General features: G+C 63.0%; 26 protein-coding genes. 12 read left to right on the top strand and 14 right to left on the bottom strand.

Annotation, left to right across the window (positions count from 1 at the left end):
• Positions 1-121: 121 nt before the first annotated feature.
• The 9 genes from H8B03_RS15410 to H8B03_RS15370 form a co-directional block, all read right to left on the bottom strand.
• Complete coding sequence (locus H8B03_RS15410) at positions 122-1921, bottom strand: acyl-CoA dehydrogenase (protein WP_193142774.1); 1800 nt, start codon at positions 1919-1921, stop codon at positions 122-124.
• A 15-nt stretch (positions 1922-1936) separates the two neighbouring features.
• Complete coding sequence (locus H8B03_RS15405; protein ID WP_193142773.1) at positions 1937-2863, bottom strand: electron transfer flavoprotein subunit alpha/FixB family protein; 927 nt, start codon at positions 2861-2863, stop codon at positions 1937-1939.
• A complete protein-coding gene (locus H8B03_RS15400) occupies positions 2863-3621 on the bottom strand; it encodes an electron transfer flavoprotein subunit beta/FixA family protein (protein WP_193142772.1) in 759 nt (252 codons plus the stop codon). Before H8B03_RS15400 ends, H8B03_RS15405 begins: the two co-directional genes overlap by 1 nt.
• 53 nt (positions 3622-3674) lie before the next feature.
• Complete coding sequence (locus tag H8B03_RS15395) at positions 3675-4598, bottom strand: branched-chain amino acid ABC transporter permease (protein ID WP_193142771.1); 924 nt, start codon at positions 4596-4598, stop codon at positions 3675-3677.
• Positions 4599-4608: 10 nt separating this feature from the next.
• Positions 4609-5499, bottom strand: coding sequence for a branched-chain amino acid ABC transporter permease (locus H8B03_RS15390; RefSeq protein WP_193142770.1), 891 nt, complete (start codon positions 5497-5499; stop codon positions 4609-4611).
• A gap of 69 nt (positions 5500-5568) precedes the next feature.
• Positions 5569-6774: an ABC transporter substrate-binding protein gene (locus tag H8B03_RS15385; protein WP_193142769.1), complete on the bottom strand. Its 1206-nt coding sequence runs from the start codon at positions 6772-6774 to the stop codon at positions 5569-5571.
• A gap of 24 nt (positions 6775-6798) precedes the next feature.
• Complete coding sequence (locus H8B03_RS15380) at positions 6799-7551, bottom strand: ABC transporter ATP-binding protein (protein ID WP_193142768.1); 753 nt, start codon at positions 7549-7551, stop codon at positions 6799-6801.
• A complete protein-coding gene (locus H8B03_RS15375) occupies positions 7548-8306 on the bottom strand; it encodes an ABC transporter ATP-binding protein (RefSeq protein ID WP_193142767.1) in 759 nt (252 codons plus the stop codon). Before H8B03_RS15375 ends, H8B03_RS15380 begins: the two co-directional genes overlap by 4 nt.
• A 73-nt stretch (positions 8307-8379) precedes the next feature.
• Positions 8380-10008, bottom strand: a complete 1629-nt coding sequence (locus tag H8B03_RS15370; protein WP_193142766.1) for an acyl-CoA synthetase — start codon at positions 10006-10008, stop codon at positions 8380-8382.
• Positions 10009-10191: 183 nt separating this feature from the next.
• Here H8B03_RS15370 and H8B03_RS15365 point away from each other — a divergent pair, with 183 nt between their 5' ends.
• A complete protein-coding gene (locus H8B03_RS15365; RefSeq protein WP_193142765.1) occupies positions 10192-12168 on the top strand; it encodes a PAS-domain containing protein in 1977 nt (658 codons plus the stop codon).
• Positions 12165-12887 (top strand): response regulator, encoded by a 723-nt coding sequence (locus H8B03_RS15360; protein ID WP_193142764.1) that lies wholly within the window; start codon positions 12165-12167, stop codon positions 12885-12887. Before H8B03_RS15365 ends, H8B03_RS15360 begins: the two co-directional genes overlap by 4 nt.
• A 170-nt stretch (positions 12888-13057) precedes the next feature.
• Here the strand turns inward: H8B03_RS15360 and H8B03_RS15355 are convergent, their stop codons facing one another.
• The 3 genes from H8B03_RS15355 to H8B03_RS15345 are packed head-to-tail and all read right to left on the bottom strand — an operon-like array spanning position 13058 to position 17927.
• Complete coding sequence (locus tag H8B03_RS15355; protein ID WP_193142763.1) at positions 13058-16138, bottom strand: efflux RND transporter permease subunit; 3081 nt, start codon at positions 16136-16138, stop codon at positions 13058-13060.
• Entirely contained in the window at positions 16135-17433 is a 1299-nt protein-coding gene (locus H8B03_RS15350) for an efflux RND transporter periplasmic adaptor subunit (protein ID WP_193142762.1), read from the bottom strand. The genes H8B03_RS15355 and H8B03_RS15350 overlap by 4 nt, the downstream gene beginning before the upstream one ends.
• A 5-nt stretch (positions 17434-17438) precedes the next feature.
• On the bottom strand, positions 17439-17927 hold the full coding sequence (locus H8B03_RS15345) for a cytochrome b (protein WP_193142761.1): 489 nt from the start codon (positions 17925-17927) through the stop codon (positions 17439-17441).
• 105 nt (positions 17928-18032) lie between these two features.
• Between H8B03_RS15345 and H8B03_RS15340 the strand changes: the two genes are divergently transcribed.
• The 3 genes from H8B03_RS15340 (at position 18033) to H8B03_RS15330 (ending at position 20016) form a co-directional block, all read left to right on the top strand.
• Positions 18033-18647, top strand: coding sequence for a TetR/AcrR family transcriptional regulator (locus H8B03_RS15340; protein WP_193142760.1), 615 nt, complete (start codon positions 18033-18035; stop codon positions 18645-18647).
• Positions 18648-18815: 168 nt separating this feature from the next.
• Positions 18816-19535 carry a 5-formyltetrahydrofolate cyclo-ligase gene (locus tag H8B03_RS15335; RefSeq protein WP_319022491.1) on the top strand — a complete coding sequence of 240 codons (720 nt, stop codon included), beginning with the start codon at positions 18816-18818 and terminating at the stop codon, positions 19533-19535.
• A gap of 166 nt (positions 19536-19701) precedes the next feature.
• A complete protein-coding gene (locus H8B03_RS15330) occupies positions 19702-20016 on the top strand; it encodes a hypothetical protein (RefSeq protein WP_193142759.1) in 315 nt (104 codons plus the stop codon).
• A gap of 703 nt (positions 20017-20719) precedes the next feature.
• Here H8B03_RS15330 and H8B03_RS19125 read toward each other — a convergent pair.
• Together H8B03_RS19125 and H8B03_RS15325 are read right to left on the bottom strand one after the other, a co-directional pair.
• Positions 20720-20854: a hypothetical protein gene (locus H8B03_RS19125; RefSeq protein ID WP_264299190.1), complete on the bottom strand. Its 135-nt coding sequence runs from the start codon at positions 20852-20854 to the stop codon at positions 20720-20722.
• Between the two features lie 76 nt (positions 20855-20930).
• Complete coding sequence (locus H8B03_RS15325; protein WP_193142758.1) at positions 20931-21167, bottom strand: hypothetical protein; 237 nt, start codon at positions 21165-21167, stop codon at positions 20931-20933.
• Positions 21168-21319: 152 nt separating this feature from the next.
• Here H8B03_RS15325 and H8B03_RS15320 point away from each other — a divergent pair, with 152 nt between their 5' ends.
• The 7 genes from H8B03_RS15320 (at position 21320) to H8B03_RS15290 (ending at position 25569) form a co-directional block, all read left to right on the top strand.
• Positions 21320-22054: a Crp/Fnr family transcriptional regulator gene (locus H8B03_RS15320; RefSeq protein ID WP_193142757.1), complete on the top strand. Its 735-nt coding sequence runs from the start codon at positions 21320-21322 to the stop codon at positions 22052-22054.
• 215 nt (positions 22055-22269) lie between these two features.
• Positions 22270-22584 carry a hypothetical protein gene (locus H8B03_RS15315; protein WP_193142756.1) on the top strand — a complete coding sequence of 105 codons (315 nt, stop codon included), beginning with the start codon at positions 22270-22272 and terminating at the stop codon, positions 22582-22584.
• Entirely contained in the window at positions 22581-22934 is a 354-nt protein-coding gene (locus H8B03_RS15310) for a hypothetical protein (protein ID WP_193142755.1), read from the top strand. Before H8B03_RS15315 ends, H8B03_RS15310 begins: the two co-directional genes overlap by 4 nt.
• 154 nt (positions 22935-23088) lie before the next feature.
• A complete protein-coding gene (locus tag H8B03_RS15305; RefSeq protein WP_226925979.1) occupies positions 23089-23769 on the top strand; it encodes a hypothetical protein in 681 nt (226 codons plus the stop codon).
• Between the two features lie 153 nt (positions 23770-23922).
• The gene (locus tag H8B03_RS15300; protein ID WP_193142754.1) at positions 23923-24426 is read left to right on the top strand and encodes a hypothetical protein; all 504 of its coding nucleotides are present in this window, start codon (positions 23923-23925) and stop codon (positions 24424-24426) included.
• A complete protein-coding gene (locus tag H8B03_RS15295; RefSeq protein WP_193142753.1) occupies positions 24423-24635 on the top strand; it encodes a hypothetical protein in 213 nt (70 codons plus the stop codon). Before H8B03_RS15300 ends, H8B03_RS15295 begins: the two co-directional genes overlap by 4 nt.
• A gap of 49 nt (positions 24636-24684) precedes the next feature.
• Complete coding sequence (locus H8B03_RS15290) at positions 24685-25569, top strand: transglutaminase domain-containing protein (protein ID WP_193142752.1); 885 nt, start codon at positions 24685-24687, stop codon at positions 25567-25569.
• The last annotated feature ends 24 nt before the right edge of the window (positions 25570-25593 follow it).

The following is a 25593-nucleotide window of genomic DNA, read 5'->3' as shown; positions in this document are numbered from 1 at the left end:
AGCAATCGCAGCAGCGCGCCCCATTACACAAGCCACGCACCATGCACTTGAGACTGCCTTGCGCTGACACCTCATTGCCGGCGCCTGTGCAAAGACCGGCGCCGGTCAGGCGTTGGGAGCCTCACACCTCTTGCAGGAGGTCTTCCGGCGACAAGCCAAGCACTGCGTCCGCGCCGTGCATCGTTGCAGTCAGACGCGCCTGCGCTTCGGGAAAAACCTGGCGGGCATAGAATTCGGCCAGGCGAATCTTGCTTTGTGCACCCGCCACATTTTCGCCATCGGCTATCTGCCTGGCCGCTGCCAGCGCGGCATCGCCCATCGCCCAGGCGCCAAGCGCGATGTTGAAGACCTCCAGCACATTGACCGCCGAGGCCAGGGGCGCGCCGGGCGCATCCTTGGCGCTTACCAGAAGCCAGGCGGTTGCCGCCTCCACGGCTTCAACGCCCTGAGACACTGCGTCAGACAGTGTTTTCCAATCGGCGGCATTGCCGGTTGCGGACTGGAGCGCCTCTGCACTGGCGCGCATGTCGCGGACAAGTTCGGCCACAGCGGCCCCCTTGTCGCGCAGGATCTTGCGCCCGATCAGGTCAAGCGCCTGAATTCCGGTCGTGCCTTCGTAGATCGTGGTGATCCGTGCATCGCGGAAATGCTGGGCGACGCCCGTTTCCTCGACATAGCCCATGCCACCGTGGACCTGCACGCCCAGTGATGCGACCTGGACCGACATTTCTGTCGATCCGCCTTTGACCACCGGGATAAGCAAATCGACACGGCGCTGATGAAAGGCACGGGTGTCGGGATCGGTTGCGCGGTGGGCAAAGTCAAGCGAGGCGGCCGCCCGGTAGGCGATGATCCGTGCCGCTTCGGTGCGGCTTTTCATGATGCCCAGCATCCGGCGAATGTCGGGGTGCAGGATGATCGGCGCACTGCCGTCGACACCGGGGGCGCCGCCTTGCTTGCGTTCGGCCGCATAGCGCGCGGCGTCCTGAAGCGCATGTTCGGCCACACCGATGCCCTGCAACCCCACGTTCAGACGCGCGTTGTTCATCATGGCGAACATGTACTCAAGTCCGCGGTTCGGTTCGCCGATCAGATAGCCAATCGCGCCGTCAGTGTCGCCAAAGGAAAGCGAACATGTGGGGCTGGCGTGAATGCCCAGCTTGTGTTCGATGGACACGCAGCGCAGGTCATTGGCCGCGCCCGGCGCCCCATCGGCATCAAGCAGGAGTTTGGGAACCAGGAACAGAGAGATCCCCTTGACCCCCGCCGGTGCATCCGGCAGCCGCGCCAACACCAGATGGATGATGTTGTCGGTCATGTCGTGTTCACCGTGGGTGATGAAGATTTTCTGACCCTTGATGCGATAGTGGTCGCCCTCGGGGGTGGCCTTGGACCGGATCGCCGCCAGGTCCGATCCCGCCTGCGGTTCGGTCAGATTCATGGTGCCGGTCCATTCGCCCGTCACCAGCTTTGGCAAATAGGTGTTCTTCAGCTCCTCGGATGCATATCCTTCAAGCGCCTCGATCGCCCCCTGGGTCAGCATCGGACACAGTTGGAACGCCATGTTCGCGCCCTGGAACATTTCCTGAATGCAGGCATTCACCACATAGGGCAGCCCCATGCCGCCATGTTCCGGGTTTGCCGAAGGGCTGTTCCACCCCATTTCGACCAGCGTTTCATAGGCCGCCGCCCAACCCTCGGGCATTGTGACCTTGCCGTTGTCGAACCCCAGCCCGGCCTGGTCACCGACGCCGTTCAGCGGCGAAAGCTGCTGACCGGCGTATTTTGCGGCTTCGTCCAGAATGGCGTCGATCATGTCCGGCGTCGCATCTTCCAGGGCTGGCAGCTGCGCGATTTCGTCAAGGTTGCACAGGTTGTGCAACACGAAACGCATATCCTGAATGGGGGCGGCATAGGTCATCTCAGGAACTCCTGTTTACAGCTTTTCGGTAAGGGCGGGCACGGCATCGAACAGGTCGGCAACCAGTCCGTAGTCCGCGACCTGAAAGATCGGGGCTTCTTCGTCCTTGTTGATGGCGACAATGATCTTGCTGTCCTTCATGCCCGCGAGGTGCTGGATGGCCCCGGAAATGCCCACGGCAATGTAAAGATCCGGTGCGACGACCTTGCCGGTCTGACCCACCTGCCAGTCATTCGGCGCGAAACCGGAATCAACTGCGGCGCGCGAGGCCCCCACCGCCGCGCCCAGCTTGTCCGCCAGCGCTTCGATGATCTTGAAGTCTTCCTCGGAGCCAACACCACGCCCGCCTGACACAACAACACCCGCGGATGTCAGTTCGGGACGGTCGCTTTCTGCAAGCTTGTCTTCGACCCATGTCGAAAGCCCGGCATCAGCGGCGGCGGCGACGGTGTCGATCGGGGCTGCGGGCTGTTCGCCGGCAGCGTCGAACGTCGATGTGCGGAACGTGACAACCTTGGTTGCATCGGTCGACTTCACGGTCTGAACCGCGTTGCCTGCATAGACGGGCCGTTCGAATGTGTCGCCGTCCACGACGCCGGACGCATCAGAGATGACCATCACATCCAACAGCGCGGCCACGCGCGGCAGGATGTTCTTGGCGTCGGTGGTCGCAGGGGCGACGATGTGGCTGTAGTCACCGGCAAGCCCCAGAATCAGGGCCGCCGTGCTTTCCGCCAACCGGTGCCCAAGTGCCGCGTCTTCGGCGCACAGGACCTTGGCGACCCCAGCGATTTTCGCGGCGTCATTGGCAGCCCCGCTTGCAGAGCCCCCCGCGCAAAGCACAGTGACCGGTCCCAACAGCGCCGCGGCCGTGACAGCCTTGGCCGTGGCATCCAGGGCCAATACACCGTCATTCACTTCAGCCAAAAGAAGAACAGCCATTACACAGCTCCCGCATCTTTGAGTTTCGCCACCAGTTCATCGACCGAGCAGACAATCTCGCCTGCCGCCCGTGCGGCTGGCTCTTCGGTTTTCAGGATTTCAAGCCGCGGTGCGACGTCGATGCCGTAGTCGGCAGCGGTCTTTTCAACCAACGGCTTTTTCTTTGCCTTCATGATGTTGGGCAACGAGGCATAGCGCGGTTCGTTCAGGCGCAGATCAACCGTGACCACGGTCGGCATGGCGACGCTGATGGTCTGAAGTCCGCCGTCGACTTCACGGGTGACCTTGGCGCTGTCGCCTTCGATCTCGATCTTGGAAGCAAAGGTGGCCTGGCTCCAGCCCAGCAGGGCCGACAGCATCTGGCCGGTGGCGTTCATGTCGTTGTCGATGGCCTGCTTGCCACACAGCACGAGACCGGGGGCTTCCTCTTCGACGACCCTGGCAAGGATCTTGGCCACCGCCAGCGGTTCCAGATCTGTGTGCACGTCATCCGCGGCAAGCACCAGGATGGCGCGATCCGCCCCCATTGCCAATGCGGTGCGCAGGGTTTCCTGCGCCTGCTTGACGCCGATTGAAACGACGACGATTTCGTCCACCAGTCCTGCTTCCCTCAGGCGGATTGCCTCTTCGACGGCAATTTCGTCAAAGGGGTTCATCGACATCTTGACGTTGGCGAGGTCGACGCCGCTGCCGTCTGCCTTGACGCGAACCTTCACGTTGTAGTCGATCACGCGTTTGACTGGTACGAGGATCTTCATTTCTCATCTCCGCAAGCTTGGGGGCAGCGCGCAGCCAAGCGCGCCGCCTTTTGTCAGAAGGACTTTTTCAGCAGGGCGTGCAATTCGCCGACGATCCCGCGGCGGAAGGCCAGGACGCAGACCACAAAGATCGTGCCCAGCACCACGGGCACCCAGGCGCCAAGCGGACCGGAAGCAAGGTAGTTTTGCAGCGTGACGATCACGCCAGCCCCGACGACCGGTCCCGCGATGGTGCCCAGACCGCCCAGCAGGGTCATCAACACCACCTCGCCAGAGGTGTGCCAATGCACATCGGTCAGGGACGCGAGCTGAAACACGACCGTCTTGGTGGCTCCGGCAAGGCCAGCCAGGCCGGCGGACAGAACGAAGGCCAGATGCTTGTAGCGATCGACGTCATAGCCCAGCGACGTGGCCCGGTCCTCATTGTCGCGGATTGCGCCAAGGATCTGGCCGAACGGCGAATGCACGGCCCGTGCGATGATCAGGAAGCCGATCACGAAAACCGCCAGGACGAAGTAGTACATCGTCAGGTTGTTCTGCAGATCGAAGATGCCCAGTGCATACCCACGCGGCACGCCCTGCAAGCCGTTCTCGCCCCCCGTGAAGCCGGCACTTGTGAAGATGAAATACACCATCTGCGCCAGCGCCAGCGTGATCATTGCGAAGTAGATCCCCTGACGGCGGATCGCCAGCAGGCCGATCAGATAGCCAAGCGCGGCCGCCGAGCCGGCCCCGACCAGCAGGCCAAGTTCCGTGGGCAGGCCCCAGATCTTGATTGCGTGGCCGGTGATATAGGCCGCCCCACCAAAGAACGCGGCATGACCAAAGCTCAGCAGACCGCCGTATCCCAGGATCAGGTTGAAGGCACAGGCGAACAGCGCGAAGCACAGAAGCTTCATCAGGAAGACGGGGTAGATCAAGAACGGCGCGACCAGCAGCAGTGCCAGGGCGATACCGTATCCAACTTTCGTATTCATCTCATGCACCTCACGCAGTTTTGCCAAACAGGCCTGCAGGGCGCAGAACCAGCACGATGGCCATTACAAGGAAGATCACGGTGGCAGAGGCTTCGGGCCAGAAGACCTTGGTCAGACCTTCGACGACGCCCATGGCCAGCCCGGTCACGACCGCGCCAACGATCGACCCCATGCCGCCAATCACAACAACCGCGAACACCACGATGATCAGGTTGGATCCCATCAGCGGGCTGACCTGGGTGATGGGGGCGGCCAGCACGCCGGCAAAGGCCGCCAAGGCAACGCCGTAACCGTAGGCAAGCGTGGTCAGGATCGGAACGTTCACCCCGAAGGCCTGCAACAGCTGCGGGTTTTCGGTGCCCGCGCGCAGATATGCACCGATCTTCGTGCGTTCAAACAGGGCCCAGGTGGCAACGCAGACAATCAGCGACGCTACGACAACCCAGGCGCGGTAGTACGGCAGGAACATGAACCCGAGATTGACACCGCCCTTGAGGGCCTCTGGCGTGGGGTAGGGGATGCCGGATGCTCCGAACATCTTGACAAAGACGCCCTCGATCACAAGCGCCAGGCCGAATGTCAGCAGCAAGCCATAAAGGTGATCGACCCCTGTCAGGCGCCGCAATAGGAACCGTTCGATCAGGATGCCCAGGGCTCCAACGATCAGCGGCGCCAGGATCAGCGCGCCCCAGTAGCCGACGCCGATGTACTTCGCAAGGAAGAAAGTCGTGAACGCCCCGAGCATGTAAAGCGCGCCGTGGGCGAAGTTGACGATATTCAATAGTCCGAAAATAACCGCGAGACCAAGTGACAGCACGGCGTAAAATGCGCCGTTGATCAAGCCCAGCAGCAGTTGGCCGAACAACACTTGTGGCGGAATTCCAAGAAGGTCGGTGAGCATCTCGCGGCGTCCTGTCTCTTGATTGTGGGGAGGGTCGCCCGGGCGGTGAAACCCGGGCGAAGTATGGTCTTACTTGGTCGGGCAGTTGCTTTCCGACAGCGGGCCAAAGGCCTCTTCGCCGGGGATCGTGCGAACGATGTCATAGTAGTCCCACGGGCCGGTGCTTTCGGCGGGGGATTTCACGCGGGCAAGGTACATGTCGTGCACCATGCGTCCATCGCTGCGGACCTGACCGTTGGTGGCGAAGAAATCGTTGACCGGCATCTCGCGCATTTTTGCCAGAACCGTATCGGTGTCATCCGTACCAGCGGCTTCCACGGCTTTCAGATAGTGCATGACAGACGAATAGACGCCGGCCTGAACCATCGTCGGCATGGTGCCGGTCTGCTCGTTGAAGCGCGCGGACCAAGCCCGGGTTTCGTCGTTCAGGTTCCAGTAGAAGCCGGTCGTCAGCTGAATGCCCTGCGCGGTTTCCAGGCCAAGCGCGTGGATGTCGGTGATGAAGGTCAACAGCGCCGCAATGGACTGACCGGCGGCAACCAGGCCGAATTCGTTTGCGGCCTTGATCGCGTTCACGGTGTCCGCGCCCGCATTGGCAAGGCCGACAACCTTGGCGCCCGATGCCTGAGCCTGCAGAACGAACGACGAGAAGTCCGACGACGGGAACGGGTGCTTGATCGACCCCAGAACCTGGCCACCTTCGGCTTCGACAACGGCAGCCACGTCACGCTCGAGGCTTTCACCGAATGCGTAGTCGGCGGTCAGGAAATACCAGGTGTCGCCACCTTCCTTGACCACGGCAGACCCGGTACCAACGGCCAAAGCGCGGGTGTTGTAGGTCCAGTGAAGGCCGGTCGGGATGCAGGCATCGCTTGTCAGCGGCGAAGACGCGGCACCCGAGACGAGGGCGATCTTGTTCTGCTGCTTTGCAATCTCGAAGACCGCGAGGGCCACCGAGGTCGTCACCAGTTCGGCGAACACGTCGACTTCTTCGCTGTCACCCCACTGGCGCGCCTTGTTGGCCGCGATGTCAGCCTTGTTCTGGTGATCGGCAGAGATCAGTTCGATCGGCGCACCGGCAACCGTGCCACCGAAATCCGCAATCGCCATTTCTGCGGCAACGACGGCGCCATTGCCGGCCAGGTCCGAGTAGGTGCTGGACATATCGGTCAGAACGCCGATCTTGACCTTGCCATCGCTGACTTCGGCGGCAGCCGCCGACGCGATCATCGCGGTCGCGGACGCGCCAACGGCGAGTTTGGTGAGAATGTTCATATTATTCCTCCTTGGGGTGATGGTTCAAACGCTCAGGTATTGGTCGAAGACATGCGCCTTTGTTTCGAGTTCGTCCTTTGCGACGGTCTCGACGATATGGCCGTGGTCCATGATGAAATGCCGGTCCGCGAGCGGTGCGGCGAAGCGGAAGTTCTGTTCGACCAGTACGACGGTGTAGCCGCGCTTTTTCAGCTCGATCAGGATCTCGGCCAGCTTGTCGACGATCACCGGGGCCAGCCCTTCGGTGATTTCGTCCAGCAGCAGAAGCGTTGCGCCGGTGCGCAAGATGCGGGCCATGGCCAGCATCTGCTGTTCGCCACCCGACAGCCGTGTGCCCATACTCTTGCGGCGTTCGGCAAGGTTGGGGAACATCTCGTAGAGTTCTTCAACCGACATCCCGCCCGGCGCGATGGCGGGTGGCAACATCAGGTTTTCCTCGACGTTCAGGCTTGAGAAAATGCCGCGTTCTTCCGGGCAATAGCCGACGCCAAGCCGCGCAATCGTGTGCGGCTGCGAATTGATGACTTCCTCGCCCTTGAGAACGATGGAACCGGTGCGATGGCCGATCAGACCAACAACCGAGCGAAGCGTGGTGGTGCGGCCCGATCCGTTGCGGCCCAGAAGGGTGACCAACTCGCCCTGGTGCACGGTCAGATCGATGCCGTGCAGTGCATGACCTTCGCCATAGAAGGCGTGCAGGTCGGTGATGCGCAGTTCTTCGATAAGTTCGGACGCGTGCTGGCCGCCGATCTCGTTGTTCTGGACAGAGACGTTCATGCCGCTTTCCCCATGTAGGCTTCTTTGACCCGCGCGTCGGACGACACTTCTTCGTAGTTTCCTTCGGTCAGGACGGCGCCGCGTTGCAGAACAGTGATGCGGTCACACAATGTGGACACAACGCCAAGGTTGTGTTCGACCATCAGGATCGTGCGATCCTTCGACACTTTGCGGATGAGTTCAGTGATGCGTTCCACGTCTTCGCGGCCCATGCCCTGGGTCGGTTCGTCCAACAGCATCAATTCGGGTTCGAGAGCGAGCGTCGTCGCGATCTCCAGCGCGCGTTTGCGGCCATAGGGCATGTCTCCCACGATCGAGTCGGTGAAACGCTCCAGCCCCACCATGTGCAGCAACTCGTCAGCGCGGTCATTCAGCTTGTTCAGCGACGACAACGGCTTCCAGAAATGGAACGAGGTTCCCAGCTTGCGCTGCAGGGCCACACGCACGTTTTCACGCGCTGTCATATGAGGAAAGACGGCCGAGATCTGGAACGACCGGATCACGCCCATGCGCGAAATCTCGGCGGGTTTGGAGGAGGTGATGTCGGCACCATTGACCTTGATCGTCCCGCGTGTCGGAACCAGAAACTTGGTCAGCAGGTTGAAGACCGTGGTTTTTCCCGCACCGTTCGGGCCGATGAGGGCGTGAATGTCATGGCGCTTGACCTTGAGATTCACATTGTCAACCGCGGTAAAGCCTTTGAAATCCTTGGAAAGGCTGTCGGTCTCAAGAATATATTGGGCCGTGCTTGTCATCGTTTCTCTTTCTGAAAAAAATGGGTGGAGCGAATGGGAGAAAACACTCCACCCAGTTCAGGGAGGTTCTGTTTCAGAGCGCGCGGGCGCGATCCCGAAGAAGGAACTTCTGGATCTTGCCGGTCGACGTCTTTGGCAGCTCCCCAAACACCACGGTCTTGGGAGCCTTGAACGTCGCCATGTTCTGACGGCAGAAGGCGATCACTTCGGCCTCGTCCAGGGTTGCACCGGGCTTGATGGTGACAAAGGCGCAAGGTGTTTCGCCCCATTTGTCGTCCGGGCGTGCCACAACCGCGGTCTCCAGAATTGCGGGATGCTTGTAGAGCACGTCTTCGATTTCGACCGACGAGATGTTCTCGCCGCCTGAAATGATGATGTCCTTGGACCGGTCCTTGAGTTCGACGAACCCGTCGGGGTGCATCACGCCAAGGTCGCCCGAAGCAAACCAGCCGCCGTTGAACGACTTCTGCGTGGCGCTGGGGTTCTTGAGGTAGCCACGCATCACGTTGTTGCCGCGCATGAAGATCTCGCCCAGCGTTTCGCCGTCATGGGGCACGGGCTTCAGGCTGTCGGGGTCGGCGACCATCAAGCCGTCAAGGGCCAGGTTCTTCACGCCCTGGCGCGATTTCAGCTTGGCCTTGGCTTCGGCGTTCAGGCCGTTCCACTCGTCTTTCCAGGCACAGACAACCGACGGCCCGTAGGTCTCGGTCAGGCCGTAGACGTGGGTGACCTCGATGCCCATGGCTTCCATTTTTTCGATCACGGCGGCGGGCGGCGAGGCACCGGCGGTCATGACCTTGACCTCGTGCGAGAAATCCTTGAGCGCGTCCGGCGCGTTGGCCAGCATGTTCAGGACGATCGGCGCACCGCAGAAATGGGTCGCTTTCTCCTCGCGGATCAACTGGTAGATCGGCTCGGCACGCACGGCACGCAGGCACAGGCACACGCCCGCGTTCGCCGCGATGGTCCAGGGGAAACACCAGCCATTGCAATGGAACATCGGCAGCGTCCAAAGATACCGCGAATGCTGGGGCATACCCCAGGTGACGATATTGGAGGTCGCGTTCAGCATCGCGCCGCGGTGGTGATACACCACACCCTTGGGATCACCGGTGGTGCCCGACGTGTAGTTCAGGCTGATGGCGTCCCACTCGTTGCCGGGCAGGGACCATTCGAAAGCGGGGTCGCCCTCGGACAGCAGTTCTTCGTAGGTAAGCGCGCCGACCCGCGACCCGCCGTCAAACGTGGCATCCTCGATATCCACCACCAGGATGTTGTCGCGGCCGGACATCTTGACGGCGCGGTCGACGACATCGGAAAATTCCACATCGACCAGAAGAACCTTGGTTTCGGCGTGGTTCAGGATGAAGGCAATCGCTTCGGAATCAAGCCGTGTGTTGACAGTGTTCAACACCGCGCCGGACATCGGTACGCCAAAATGCGCTTCGAACATTTCCGGGATATTGGCGGCAACCACCGTGACGGTGTCGCCCACGCCCACACCGCGTGCAGACAAGGCGCCGGCCAGTTGGCGGCAGCGGTGATAGGTGGTCTGCCAGTCGCGGCGCACGTCGCCATAAACCACCGCCGGATAATCAGGATAGATCGAAGCAGTACGCTCGATGAAGCTCAGCGGAGACAGCGCGACGTAGTTGGCCGGTGTCATGCCCAAACCATGCTCGTAGATGGTCGCGTTATGCATTGTGATTCCTCCCAAACGTCAGGTTGGGGAGTGTGTGCCATGCAGATGTTGTCGAAGTTTCAGCCAAATGTACGCAATTGTACTGCCATCTGGCTGGATGCCGGGTTTGGCGCTAAAGTTTGTGACAGTTGCAGTTTGAAATTCGCTTCCCCCGACGCTTCCACTCCCACGAGAGCACTTGATATGAGCAAGGAAACCAATAGGTTGGCGGTCGAAAACCTGATCCGGGAGAGCCTGGATCACATGGCGCAGGGGCTGACGATCTTCGACAGCAACCTCAAGCTTGTCAGTTGGAACAAGCGCTTTCTGGACTTGTTGGGGTTCCCCGAGGCGCTGGCGTTCGAAGGCGCGGATTTTCAAAGCTTCATCCGGCACAACGCCGAGTGCGGAGAATACGGCCCCGGCGATGTCGACGCACAGGTCGCAGAGCGGGTGGAGCAGGCGCGGGCGTTCAAGCCGCACAATTTCGAACGCGTTTCGATGAACGGCAAGACGCTGCGGGTCGTCGGCTCTCCGCTGCCGACGGGCGGTTTCGTGACGGTCTATACCGATATCACCGAAGACAAGAACCGCGAGAAAGTTCTGGAACAAAGGGTCGAGAAACGGACCGCGCAACTGCGGCTGAGCGAGTCGCGGCTTCAACTGATCGCGGATGAGGTTCCCGCCGGGATTGCTCACATCGACCGTGGCATGAACATTCTGTATGCCAACAAGCGTTTCGCGCGCGCCTATGGCCGTGATCCCTCGCAGCTGATCGGCAAGCCCTGCAAGGATATTCTTCACCCCCAAACCCACGAACGCTCGTCACGGTTCTTCGAACATGCGCGCCGCGGCAACGTGGTGGATTTCGAAATGGAAATCACCCTTCCAAACGGTCAGAAACGCGAGATCCGGACCTATCTGCGCCCCGATAGTCCATCCGACGGCGAGGTTGTCGGATTCTACCTGTTGTCGCTGGATGTCACCAAGCTCAAGTTTGCCAACGCCGCGTTGCTGCAATCGCAGAAAATGGACGCCCTCGGTCGGATGTCCAGCGGGATATCCCATGACTTCAACAATGTCCTGGCAATCATCCTCGGCAATCTCATTCCCCTGAAGGAACGGCTGTCAGACAAGACCCTGCGCGACGAATACCTTGATCCGGCGATTTCCGCGGCCCGTCGCGGCAGCGACCTGACGCGCAGATTGCTGTCGCTTGCAAAAAGCGAACCGGCGCATCCGAGCGCCGTGCATGTCGACACTCTGATCTCGGGAATGATCGAACTGCTGCAGTCGACATTTCCGCGCGACGTCAACATTGTCTTTTCGGACGACGCCAGCAACCGGCCCGCGATGGTCGATCCGGCACAGCTTGAGATGGCGCTGCTCAACCTCTTCATGAACGCGCGCGAGGCAATCGGTCATCAGGGCTGCATCACCATCACGGTCGAGCCCGAGGACCTGGGCCCAAGCGAGGCCGAACTGAACAAGCTGCCAGCAGGACCGTATCTCAAGATCAGCGTTACGGATGATGGCGTCGGCATCTCGAAAGAAGCGCAAGAGCGCGTCTTCGAGCCTTTCTACACCTCGAAGGGAAACAGTGGGGGCACCGGGCTTGGCCTGTCGATGGTCTTCGGGTTTGTGCGAGAGGCGAACGGGACCATCTCGGTGGTCAGTGAACCCGGCGTGGGCACGACGTTTTCCATCCTGCTCCCCATCGCCGAAGAGGATACCAAGGACGAGGCTGGCGCGTCCGGTTCCGGGCAATCGGACGCCGAAGACAGTTCCGAAAACCCGCTGGTCCTGCTGGTGGAAGATGACGAAGCTGTTCGAACCGTCGTTCGCCGCCATCTGATCGAACTTGGATATCCCCTGATCGAAGCCGAAGATGCGGCGGTGGCCCTTGAGCTGTTTCGCTCGGTGCCCGAGATCAAGCTGATGCTGAGCGACATCTCGATGCCCGGCGATATGGATGGGATCGCCCTGGCCGAATGTCTCAGCCGCGAAGCCCCGCGCCTTGGCATCGTTCTGATGAGCGGTCAGTGTGCGTCGCTCAAGGATCTCGGCAAGCCGGGCGCCTATCCGTTCCTGGCGAAACCCTTTGAAAAGCGCGATCTGGCCAACGTTCTGTCATCCCTTCAGAAAAACAGCGACGTGATGGATGGGTCCGGGGCACAATGAGCCAACTGATTTACATCCTCGAAGACGAGACCGAGATGGCGCGGATCATGCGGCGCGCCCTTGAAGGGGTCGGATACAAGACCCAGCACTTCCGGCTGCGCAGTGATTTTGAAAAAGCCCTGCAGAAGACCGCACCGGATTTGATGCTGATCGATCTGAGCCTGCCGGACGGTGACGGGCTGACGATGATTTCAGACAGCGTGAAACGCCGCGGGATTCCGGCGATCATCGTGACGGGCCGGGGCGACTCAACCGACAAGATTGTCGGGCTGGAGCTGGGAGCGGATGACTATATCGTCAAACCCTTCGAGCCGCGTGAGATGGTGGCCCGTGTCCGCGCCGTTCTGAGACGGGGGCAGGCGCAATCCGCCGCCAAGCCGCAATCGCATGGCCCCAAGGTTGCCGAGTTTGACGGGTGGGTCGCGGACTTTTCGTCCTGTACGCTGTGCGACCCGGACGGCAACACCGAGAACCTCAGTTCGGCAGAAGCGGCCTTGCTGGAGACATTCCTGACCTTGTCGGGACGCGTGCTGAGCCGATCGAAACTGCTGGATATCGGCAGCCCGGACGATCTGGACCCTTACGACAGAAGCATCGATGCACGAATTTCGCGCCTGCGGCGCAAGCTTGGCGATGATCCAAAGTCCCCAAAAATGATCCGGACCGTCTATGGCGCCGGATACGTGTTCGTCACCAAGGTCCACTGGCAAAACGAATAGACGCATTGACCCGAGGCCCGACGCGGACAAGTCGCGCGGCCGCTTCAAGGACCGCGGGTGTCCAGGGCGCGCAACCGGCCGTCACCTTCTGGACAGCGCCGATATCCCCATTGGAAAGATGCGCCTTTCGAAGCTGCAAGGCCCCATCCGGCCCGGCGGTGTCCAACAGCTCACTCATCCTTCTTGTTCAGGCCCAGGTCGGCAAGGATTGCATAGAAGGACGGCAGCACCAGAAGGATCAGCACCGTCGAGGCCAGCAGTCCGAACACCACGGAAATGACCAGTGGCTTGAGCGTCTGCGCTTGCGTGGAGGTTTCAAACAGGAGCGGGGCCATTCCGATGATGGTGGTCGAGGCCGAGATGAAGATCGGACGAAAGCGGACGCGGACGGCATCGCCTGCGGCCTGTGCCGCGGTCTGTCCCTGGGCCTGTCGTGTCTTGATGACCCCGACCAGCAGGATGGCGTTGTTCACCACGATCCCGGCAAGCGAGGCCGCGCCGACCAGGGACGGCATCGAGATGTTATAGCCCATCGCCATATGCCCCCAGATCACCCCGAGAAACGCCAAGGGGATCGTCAGCATGACGATCAGAGGTTCGACGTAACTCCGGAACTGGAAGCTCAGGACGATGAATATCCCCACCAACCCGATCAGGAACCCCCTAAGGATCGACGCGACGGTCTCGGCCGAATTCGCGGCCTGTCCGGCAACCTCGAACGTCAGGCCCGGAGTCGCGGCGGCGAGGTCGGGCAGGGAACTTTCGGACATTTGTGCCGTGATCGCGTCGGCATTCCCGATCCGTCCGTCGACGTCTGCCGAGACGGTCAAGGTCCGCAACCCGTTGCGGCGCGTGATCGTGCCCCAGCCACGCCCTTCTTCGATGGTCGCGATGGTGGAAACCGGCGCGGTGCCGCCGCCGGGCAGGGCAATCTCGAAATCGCTCAGGTCGGCGCGCGTCTCCCGGTCAGCCTCGGCCAGCAGCAGTTCGATGTCCCAGGCCATGTCACCGCGTCGGACTTCGGCAAGCTCGGACCCGAGGAAGGCCGCAGGCAACTGCGCGGCAACGTCGGCGGCCGTCAGGCCCAGGGCTTCGGCGCCGGGTGCCAGCGTCAGCCGCAGTTCGCCCGCACCGGGACGCAGGTCAAGGATCGCGTTGCGCACCCCGGCGTAGGTTTCAAGTTCCGCAAGGGTCGCGCGTCCGGCGGCTTGCAGCGTGTCGAGGTCGGGATGCGTCAGGCGCAATTCGACCGCGATGCCCTGCGGCCCGATGCCGGGTTCGACCAGGATCAGCGAGGTGACGCCGGGAAGGGGACCGATCTCGGCCCGCCACAGCGCCACGATCTCGTCCAGCGTGCTCGTGCGGATCTCGGCCCCCAGAAGGTCCACGGCCACGGTGCCGACATGTGCGCCGTTTTCGCCCGCCGACAGGTTGCGGCCCAGGCGTGTGATCCGCCGGATGACCAGGGGCTGCCCCTCGGGTTGCTCCGGTGCAAGCTGCGTGTTGACCCGGTCGAGCGCGGCCTCGACCTGCGAAACGGCTTCTGCCGTGCGTGCGAGGGGCGTGCCCGCCGGCATCAGGATGCGCGCCTCCAGCACGTCCCCGTCGATCTCGGGCATCGCTTCGCGTTTGACGATGCCGCCCCCCAAAGTGCCAACCGTCGCGATCAGCGCACCGATGGCCAGTCCGGCGACCAGCCAGCGTGCGCGGATCGCCCTATCCGCGAGACGCCCGATGCCGCGCTCGCGCAGGACGTCGAAGGCCGCGTCAACGCGCTGTCGCACGCGCGATGGGGGGGCGACGCGCAGACTGCCTTTCAGATGATGGGGCAGGATCAGGAAGGCCTCGACCAGCGAAGCCGCCAGCGCCGCCAGAAGCACGACCGGCAGAACCTCAAGGACCGCGCCCAGTTCGCCGGCCAGGAATGCCAGCGGCAGGAACACGGCGAGCGTTGTCAGGAAGGAGGCCACGACACCGGGCGCCACCACCCCGACCCCGGCAACCACGTTTTCCAGCGTGACGCCCTTCGCGGTTTCCACGGCAATGGATTCGGCAATCACGATGGAATCGTCCATCACGATTCCGATCGCCATCAAAAGCGCCACCAGCGTCATCATGTTCAGGCTCAGCCCGGTCAGCCCCATCCACAGGAAGGCGCCCGCGAAGGCGACCGGCAGGCCCATCGCGGCCCAGACGGCAAATCCCGGACGGAAGAACAGGCTCAGGACCACAACCACCAGCACCAGCCCCATCACGCCGTTCTGGACCAGCATCACCAACCGGTCACGAATGATCGAGGTGACATCCTGCACGACCTCGACCCGCAGGCGGTCGGGCAGGCGCGCTGTCTCTGCGTCCACGAGTTCCGAAACCGCATCGAGCACCCGCAAGGCATCGGCGTCCAGCGCCTTTGCGACGTCGATCAGGATCGCCGGTGTGCCATCGACCGCGACCCGGTCGTAGAGCGGCTCAAATCGTTCGTCGATCACGGCCACGTCGCCAAGCGTCAGTGTGGCACCGTCTGCGAGCACGAGAACCGGAATCCGTGCCAGACCCATCACCGTGTTGCGCTCGGCCGTGAGCCGCAGGGTCAGATCAGCCCCCGTGCCCTCCAGCGTGCCGACAGGCAGGTCGATGTTCTGGCTGGCGATGGTGGCGGCCAGCCCGACGGGGGTCAGCCCATGACCCTCAAGCACGGCAGCGCGGGCGCTGATCCGGATCGTGCGGGTGCCGAGACCGGAGCGGGTGACGCCGGCAACGCCCGGCAGGGCGATCAAGCGGTTTGACAGGGCCTCGGCATAGAGGTCGAGTTCCGGCAGCGGCAGATCGCCCGACACGGCGACCGATGTTACCGGGTCCGAGCGGTGCAATTCGCGCACGATGGCGGGATCGGTCCGGTCGGGAAAGCTGTTGATCGCGGCCACTTCGGTACGCAGCGTATTGACGAAACGGAGCGGATCATTGCCCGGCGCCATGGTGGCGACGGCCCGGGCGCGGCCCGTTTGCGCGGTACAGGTCAGTGTTTCCAGGCCTTCGACCACCTGGACCGCGTCCCACAGCGGCGCGCAGATCGCGCTTTCCACATCCTCGGCCGCAGCACCACGATAGGGCACGGTGATCTCGGCTTCGACGGCGCGGAAATCGGGAAACGTCTCTCGCAGCAGTCCCGGAGCGGTGAAGGCGCCCGCCGCGAGAAACAGCAAAAGCAGAAGGTTGGCCGCCGTCGGGTGGCCGGCGAACCAGCGGATCATTTTCCGACCTCGACGGGCGTCAGCGTGAGTCCGGGGATCGCCGGGGCGATGTCGTCCACGACCACACGGTCGCCCGCGACCAGCCCTTCGGCAATCACCACGCGGCCATCCTGAGCGAAGGCCTGGGTGACTTCACGCAGATCCAGCTTGTTGCCATCGCCCACAACGCGGACCATGCCGGCCTGAAACGCCGCCTCGGGGATGGCCAGAACCTCGGGCAGGGGGGCGCCGGTGAGTGTGACTGAAACCTGCATGTTGGGCACCAGCGGCAACCGATGGGGTGGGTCCGCATCCCGGTAGGGATCGTCGACCGTCACGACGACCGGGACGGTGCGCGCCCGTGCATCCAGAACGCCCTCGACACGCGAAACCCGCGCGGCCCAGACCTGAGCAGGATCCGCCAGGGGACTGAGCGTCGCCTCCAGCCGTACGCCCGGACCCTGGCGCATCATTTCGAGCAGGCTCACATCCCCCGGGCTGTCGCCGATCAGTCGACGGAATGCGTCCAGCGGCAGGTGCGCGACGACCTCGACCGACGAGATCCCGCTGCCGCGAATGACGATCTGTCCGGGGGCCACGGTCTGGAATCGTTCCGCAGCGACCTCGGTCACGCGCAGATCGAAGGGGGCGGTCAATGTCGTCTGGCCAATCGCGCGATGCGCGCCGAGGATCGCGGCCTCTGTCCGCTTGATCTGTGCTGCGATGCGTGCCTCCCGCGACGGGATCAGCCCCAGGGCGTTTTCCAGTTCGGCGACCGTGCGGCGCGCCAGCAGCGTGGCCCGCTCCGCCTCATCGGCACGGGACTGTGATGTACTGCCTTGTTCGGCCAGTCGGCGGATGCGGCCAAGATCCGTTTCCGCCAGCGTCAGCCGGTCGCGTTCCAGTGCCAGGATTCGTCGCGTGTTGTCCGCCTCTGCGGTCAACTGGGCAAGTTCGGCCTCCAGCGAGGCAAGGTCGGCCTCTGCCTGGGCAAGGGCCAGATTGTAATCCGCGGGGTCGATCCGCAACACCTCGGTGCCTGCGGGGATCACGCGCCCCGGCTCAAGGTCGGGGTGATGCCAGATCACCGCGCCCTGGACCTCGGCCACCGCGACCCAGGTTTCAGCGGCGCGCAGGTTGCCCCAGGCGGTGGCGATCGGTCGGATGGTCTCGGGCGCGAGGGTCATCACCTGAACGGGCAACCCGGTCCCGGTGGCCGCCACCTGCGCGGGGCCGGGCGCCGTCGTGATCATCCACGCGGCGGCGGCGGCCCCCAGCGCGATGGGCGGCAAGGCAAGCAGCGGCCCCAAGCGCATCGGTCTCAGTTCCCGGTGTGGCGCATGCGCGCCAGCGTACCATCGCGCAGCACGAACTGGTGATAGAGCGCGCCCACGACGTGCAGGACGATCAGCGCCAGCAGGGCGACCTTGAGAACCTCGTGCCCTTCAGCGGCCGCTTCGACGCCGCCGAACCAGGCGACCGAGCCGCTGATCGGCATGAGGATCATCAGTGCATAAAGGCCGACATGGGTAAGCTTGGCGATCATGTGCTGCAGCCCGCTGCCTTCGATCGGGGCCGGGACTCCATGGCGGCGGCGCAGGCCAAGGCGCCACAGCGTCAGCAAGAGCACCAACGCCCCGCCCGCCACATGGGCCAGAACCAGCGGATTGAACGCCACTTCGGCCCCGTCCAGGATACGATCCCAGGCCGAAGCGATTGCATCATGAAGCAGGTATTGCTGTGCGATCAGGGCAAAGACGATCCAGTGCAGCGCGATCTGGGGTCTGGAATAGCCGGTCGGGGTGGGCATTGTCGGTCCTTTCTGTCGGGGGCCCGCATCTGGGCGACTCGGAAACGCGTGTTGCGTCGGGAGCGACAATAAGTTAGTTAGTGCTCACTAACAATAGGAGATGTCATGCCGCAACGCCGCAGTGCAGAGGATCGCAAGGCGCAGATCGTTTCGCAGGTCTTGAAACTGGCTTTCGAGATCGGGCCCGACCGCATGAGCACGACGGATGTGGCGCGGATGATCGGGATCAGCCAGCCAGCCATCTTCCGGCATTTCCCGACCAAAGGCGCATTGTGGCTGGCCGTTGCCGAACATGTCGCCACGCGTCTCACTGCGGATTGGGACGAAGCCGAAGCCGGCGCCCGTGATCCCGAGGCGCGATTGCGGGCCCTGATTGCCGCACAGCTTTCCGCGATCCGGGCAACCCCGGCCTTGCCATCGATCCTGTTCTCTCGCGAGTTGACCCTGGACAATCCCGATCTGCGCGATGTGTTCGCGGGTCTGCTCGCTTCGTTCCAGAAACGGCAGATCAAGGCCGTCGCCGGGCTTCAGGCTTCGGGCGCCTTGCGCGATGATGTGGCGGCTGCGGATGTGGCCATCCTGCTCACATCGCTGGTACAGGGCGTGGCCATCCGCTGGACGTTGGGCACCCGGAGTTTTCCGATCGTGGACGAAGGCTTGCGGCTGTTCGACATTCAGATGGCGTTGCTGCGCAGGGGGGACGTGCGCCATCCCGACTGACTGCCGGCGGATCACGCCATGGGTGCTCTTGGCCGTCGACAGCAACGATCCGGGGGGCGTGACTTTGCCCGGTGGTCTTGCGGGCATTGTCTTGTTCCCCGCACGGCGGGTCTGCCGCGCCAAACCAATAAGTATTTACAATACCTATTAAGTGGCGTAGCCCGGAAGGTGACCCCACATGGTTGGAAAGGCTCCAAAATGGCGACTGCCAGGCACAAATCCTACGCCTCGCCGCCCTGTCTCGCGCACGAGATCGACCCAGCCTATTTCGACCCCCTGGGCGTCGATCCGCAACAGGCCCGGGACGTTGCCCGCTGGCGCACCTCCGAACGGCGGCGGTTGCTGGCCGCCCGGGCGGCCTTGCCGGTGGCCGGGCGGGCCACGCTGGCCGATGCCCTCGCGCGCGCCCTCGACTCGCTGATTGACGTCCAAGTCGGCCCGGTCGCCGGCCGGGTGGTGTCAGGCTATTGGCCGATCCAGTCGGAGCCAGACCTGCGCGGCTGGCTTGGCGACCAGCACGCAGCGGGGGCCGTTACGGCGCTGCCGGTGGTGGAAACCCGTGCCGCACCGTTGGTCTTTCGCCGCTGGCAACCCGGTGCACCGATGGTCCGCGGACACTGGAACATCCCGGTGCCTGCCCCCGGCGCAGAGAAGGAGACCCCGGAGTTCGTCCTCGCCCCGCTTGTCGGCTGGGACCAAGAGGGCTATCGCCTCGGCTATGGCGGGGGATACTTCGACCGCACGCTGGCGGCCCTGTCGCCCCGGCCCTTCGTCGTGGGCGTCGGCCTGGACGCAGCACTGCTGCCGACGATCTATCCACAGCCGCACGACATTCGCCTTGACGCGATCGTCACGCAATCGGGTCTACGGTATCGGGCCGGACGCTGATGTTCCCCTTGGACGGTCGTACAGAGGATCGCTGTCAATGCGATGCCTTCCGGATCGCGATAGGCGGCACCGGGTGACTTGCAGCGCAGCGGGGTATTTCGTGCCACCGGTTGCGCCGGGCAGCAATTGGCTGGTGAAGCCCGGCCGTGCCCGCTAGGATAAAGCCATGACATCTCCAAATCCAAATTGGCAACGGCTGCTGTCCCGGACAGCGTTTCTGAAACGATTTGCCGACCGGGAACTGGTTGGCGACGGGCTCAGGTTTGTCATCCACGCGGATGGCCGGATCACGGGGCAGGCCGGGACCGGCAAGTTGTCCGGGCAGTGGTATTGGGAAGATGGGTATTTCTGCCGAACTGCGTCCCTGGATGGCGAGGATCTCGGTCTCGATTGCGAGATCATCGAATATCGCGGCGACAGTATGCGCTACACGCGCAACAAGGGAGAGGGCGAGGCTTCGGTTGTGGCGATTGCATCCTAGGGGCTTGATCTGCGGCCGGGTTTGAGGGCGCACAGCCCCTGCCTTCAACACCCCCAGGAACCTCTAGCCCGCATCGCATGTTCTGGCATCAGACGCGGGTCTGCGCTTTCGCAAGGCCAGTGGGGTCAGAACTGCCGTGAAGACCGTGCCGACCGTCAGGGCAACCCTGATACCCGGTGTACCCAGTTCGCGCGGAATGGTCTGGAAAAGCCAAATCGGCGCAGACAGGCGTGTAGGTCATCGCAGCCTGTTGGAGGCCCGCGCAGATGGCAAACGGCTCACCGGCCACGCGAATAGGCGGGGCTTATGCTGCGGCATCGCTAACCGACGGGTTGCAACTTTCAGCGTCGCGGTCAGGAAGATGCCCCCCGCGACTGGAACGGGACCCCGATCGGCAAGCCGACATTCAATAACGCCAGCAGGTCAGTATCTGTTGTAGCCCCATGGCTGTTGCCGTGGTAACGGCGCGTCAGCGCACGTCGCGCCCCAACCCGCAAACGCGTTTGGAACACGGAACAAGCGGGGCGGGGCGCATTTCACGGCGCGCGCCCAGAACTGAAGGTTGATGCCGCGCAAACCTCACGCTCCAGCCCAGCAGCGCCCTTCGTCCGGACAGATATATTTCGGTGCGGCGGATGTCTTGCCCCAACACCCTGATGGCGCTGGACTGCATTCTGCGGGCCGATTGCGCCACCTACCGGAGTTATGGTTTTTTCTTGACCCCGATACTGACCGCCGTCTTTCCCTTGGCGAAATCGGCGGTTGCCGCGACCTTTTCCTTGGTCTTCTTGGGTTTTTTCACTTCGCGGTTGCTGCGTTTCCTGTCGCCTTTTGACATGGGTTTTCCTTCCGTTGTCCGTTGGTTTCAATGCGGGTTGGCCCGCCGCTTGCCGGCAGCTTTGGTTCAGGGGGCGTCACGCGCGCCCAATCGAGTTGCCGCCGTCGATGATTGCGTTGATCAGGGCCACAACGGCCCGGTGCCGCGCCATCTCGGTCTCAGTCCCGGTGGCGTTCTCGTGGGTTGCCGCAGCATCCCGCAGAACTCCCACGATCTCATGCTCCGGCAGAACCCCGTGATCGTTCAGGGCAAGCAGAAGCGCCTCGCAGATCGAAAGGGCGGCCTGACCTGCGTGCTCGTTCGCCGTGACCATCTTGGTTTTCCCTTCATCACAACGTGATCCGGGGCATCGGATGCGGTGCTGCGTATGGGTACTTCTTGCAGGAAATGGTCTATGCTGGACTGATCGAGAGCAGTCTCTGGGCCGATTTCGGCGCGCGGACCGCATTTTGGACTGGAGGATCCATGACACCAGTCGAGAAAAGCCCCCTCACGCGCAAGCTTTCGGCCTTCGTTGCCTTGTCCGAGGTTGAACTGGCCGTGCTGGACGGCTTGCACCAGCGTCGCCGCTCCTTTGTGGCGGGGCGGGATATGGTGCATCAGGGCCAGTCGGCACAAGCCGCCTATATCCTGTCGTCAGGGTGGGTCTGTTCCTACAAGATCCAGCCGGACGGAACGCGCCAGATCGTCGATTTCCAGGTGCCGGGGGATTTCCTGGGATTGCGGAGCGTTCTGCTGCGGACCTCGGATCACAGTTTCGAGCCTATCGTGAACATCCAGGCCGTCGAGGTTCTGGCGGAGGATCTGCTGGCGGCATTCGCGCAGACGCCGCGCCTTGCCACTGCCATCCTCTGGGCCGCATCGCGGGATGAGGCGATGGTGGTGGAGCATCTGGTCGGGATCGGCCGACGCGACGCGGATGCCCGCATGGGGCATTTCCTGCTGGAGCTGGGATCGCGGCTGGCGCTGGTGGGCATGGGCAGCAAGGAAGGGTTCGACTGCCCGCTGACGCAATATCACCTTGCCGACACGCTGGGGCTTAGTGCGGTGCATGTGAACCGTGTCCTGCGGCAGTTGCGCGAAAGCGGTCTGGTGACCTTCCGCGAGGGCCATGTGACCATTCACGACTACGGCAGGCTGGTGGATCTTGCCGAGTTCGATCCAGCCTATCTGGATCAGACCGGGCCCCTGTTGAAATAGGGTTGCGGCCTTTCGGGCGCCTGCGGGGCCCCTCCCGCCTCGATCGCATTGACCGCCGGCCAACCGGATTTTGATGGCCGGGACTAACCTGCGTCAGCGCCGGGCAAAGGTTCCCGATGTAGAAGAATACAGATCGTTCGACAGTGACGGCCGCCGTGATCCGGGGGTGCAGACAGGTGTCAGCGACGGATCTGCCAACATTGCGGAGACCCAGGATGAACATGCGATCGTCAAGATCGACGGTGACGTTTGCCAACGCGTTTGGCCTGCTGGGCCACGCGGGAGTATTGCCCGCCGGCGACTACGAGGTGCTCGTCGAGGAAGAACTCCTCCAGGGGCTCAGCTTCGAGGCTTACCGGCGGACGGCGACCTACCTGCTTGTGGAAGGCAAGGGCGCAGATGCGGGGCGCAGCGAGATGCGCGCCACCACCGAGAACGACCTGAAAGCGGCGCTGCGCCGCGATCAGGCAATGACGAATCAGAACACTCACAGCGAGGCGGCGCTTTCTCCGCCGGAGGACTTGAAATGAACACTCCCGAATGGCTGAAACCCGGAATCTACGGCGCCTTGATCGGCGCTGTCGTCGTCGGCGTTGGCGGGTTTTCCTGGGGCGGCTGGATGACCGGCGGCAGCGCGGACAAACTGGCCAACGCGATGGCGCGTGACGAGGTGATAGCGGCGATGGTGCCGGTCTGCCTCGACAAGGCGCGCACCGATCCCGACCGGATCGAACAACTTGCCACGATCCGCGCGGCCTCCACCTTCAAGCGCCGGGATGCGATCATGGCGGCGGGCTGGGCGACCATCCCTGGGGCGGACTCTCCGAACCGTGATCTTGCCCAGGCCTGTATCGAAGGGTTGCAACTGGATGCCTCGTAGGCTCGGGACAACTGCGGCGCGCAAGGGTGGCCGACCGGTTCGGAACCGGACGGCGGCCTTCTGGCGCGCCACGCGCGGTTCGGCGATCTTTTGCGTTCTGGCAGCGTCCGCCGCTTTCGCGCTTCCGGCCCTTGCACAATCGTTTGGCGCCCCGATGCCCGAGAATGCGCATCCCAAAAGCTATGGCGATGGGTGGGAGTGTGACCTGACCTTCCGGATCGACGGCGATCAGTGCACGCCCATAGACATCCCCGAGAATGCCTTCGCCACGAACCGGACCTATGGCGACGGCTGGGAATGCCTGCACGGGTATCGCGAAATCGACGGTGCGATGTGCACCGAGGTGGCGGTTCCCGAGGGCGGGTATCTGGAAGCTTCGGGGCAGGGATGGCGCTGTTTGCGCGGGTACCTGAAGGTCGACAACGCCTGTCAGGAAATCGTCGTGCCGGACAATGCCTATCTGTCGGATGATACCTATGGCGCATCCTGGAAATGCAACCGGGGGTTCGAGGCCGTGGGCGAGGCATGTGCGCCCATCGTGGTGCCCGACAATGCCTTCCTGAACGCATCGATCTATGGCCAGCCCTGGACATGCGAGCGCGGCTACGTCGAACAGAACGACGCTTGTACCGCCGTGATCATTCCCGAGAACGCCTATTTCAGCGATGCCTCCTATGGTCCGGGCTGGAAATGTGACCGGGGCTATTCAAGGTCGGGTGGTGGCTGCGTTCCGCTGGAACTGCCCGCCAACGCCCATATCGACAGGTCCGGGAACCGGTGGGAATGCCACAGGAACTTCCAACTGTCAGGTGGCCGCTGCGTGCTGAACCAATAGGATCTTGACCATTTTGCTGCGGTCACCGGCCATGTGCACGGCCTGTCCGGGCAGCGGTGCCAGCGCCCCCCCTGGTGGGTGCGCCAGGCGCCGCTGCCGCCGGGCTTTCCAACGCCGCACCCCACGAAACCCAAACCACGGAGGACCACGCCGATGGAAGACCTGACCAGCAAGACCGTTGCCATCTTCACCCGGCCGTTCCGTGTTCCGGGGTTTGAAGAAACGCTTCCCGCGGGAGAGTATGCCATCGAGACAGAATTGGTGTCGCCGCCGGATCATCTGCAGCCCGAGGCCTGGAAAGCTTCGGTGCAGGTGAAGCTGCACCCCAGAACATCGCATCCCGGACTGGCCAGAACCCTGACCGTTTCGCTTGCCGATCTGGACTTTGCGCGCGCCATGGACAAGCTGACGGGCAAGGCCTTGTCGGACTACTTTGTTGACGAAATGCTGGCCGACCCGATGATCCGTCTGGTGATGGAGGCCGACGGCGTTTCGGAAGCCCAGTTGCGCCATCTCTATTCCGGGCAGGGGCCAAACCGATCGAGCCGCAGCGCGCGGGACGTGTTGGCCACCCAGGACACGCAGAACGAAGTCACACCGTCTGCGTCGAACAGCGGACTGTCCACGGACACCGCCCGGACAACAGGCGCAACATGACGATCAGGAAACCCAAGGCTGACAGGGCGCTGCCGGACAAGGCGCCAGCGCGCGCCTCGGGCGACGTGCCGCGAGAGCGCCAGTGCCTGCGCTGCGAGGCCGTGTTCTGGAGCGAGGGGTTCGGAGAGCGCATCTGCCGCCGCTGTAAGGGGCTCAACGTCTGGCGCAATGCCATGCCCGTCACCCCGGGCGGCACCCGCCGCCGCTGACGGCGTAGGACGGGCGCGTTTTTGTCTCCGAACCGAATTGGAACCCACAGTGGCCCATCTCGATATCCTGCACAAGACCACCTACCGCTATCGCCACCGGGTCTCGCTCGGGCCGCACCGGTTGATGCTGCGCCCGCGCGAAACGCGGGAGCTGCGGCTGTTCTCGCACGCGGTATCCATCACCCCGGCGGCAACGGTCACATGGGCGCATGATGTCGCCGGCAACGCCATTGCGACCGCCACCTTTGACGCGTCCACAGATCATCTGGTGATCGAAAGCCGCGCACGTCTGGAATTGAGTGCGCCGGCGTGGCCGGTCTTTGCCATCTCTGCCTCGGCCGCAGAATATCCCTTTACCTATTCCGCCGAGGAATGGACCGATCTGGGCGCGCTGACGATCCCGCAATATGGCGATCCGGAAAGCCGCTTTTCCCGGTGGGTCGCGGGTTTTGTGATGGCGCATCCGACCGACACGCTGTCGCTGTTGAAGGACATCAGCAATGGCGTGTTTGCGCAGATTTCCTATCAGAGTCGCGAGATGGAAGGCACCCAGTCTCCGACTGAAACGCTGGATCGGGGGTGGGGGTCGTGCCGGGACTTTGCGGTCCTGCTGGCGGAAGCCGCCCGGCACCTTGGTCTCGGGGCGCGCATCGTCTCGGGCTACCTGTCCGATCCGCAAGAAAGCCTTCAGGGATCTGCGGGCTCCGGCTCGACCCATGCCTGGGTTGAAATCTATCTTCCCGGCGCCGGATGGATCGCCTTCGATCCCACAAACCGAAGCGTCGGATCCCAGAACCTGATCCCGGTCGCCGTCGCCCGAAACATCGCGCAGGTGACGCCGGTGACCGGCAGTTTTACCGGTGCAACCGACGATTTGATCGCGATGGATGTCGTGGTGAGGGTTGATGTGTCTTCGGATCCCGCCGCGGTCTAGCGACCGGATCGGGCGGTCCCCAGG

Origin of the sequence: Meridianimarinicoccus sp. MJW13, from assembly GCF_014901205.1 — a bacterium.
GTDB lineage: Bacteria > Pseudomonadota > Alphaproteobacteria > Rhodobacterales > Rhodobacteraceae > Meridianimarinicoccus.
This window is presented reverse-complemented; position numbering and strand designations above follow the sequence as displayed.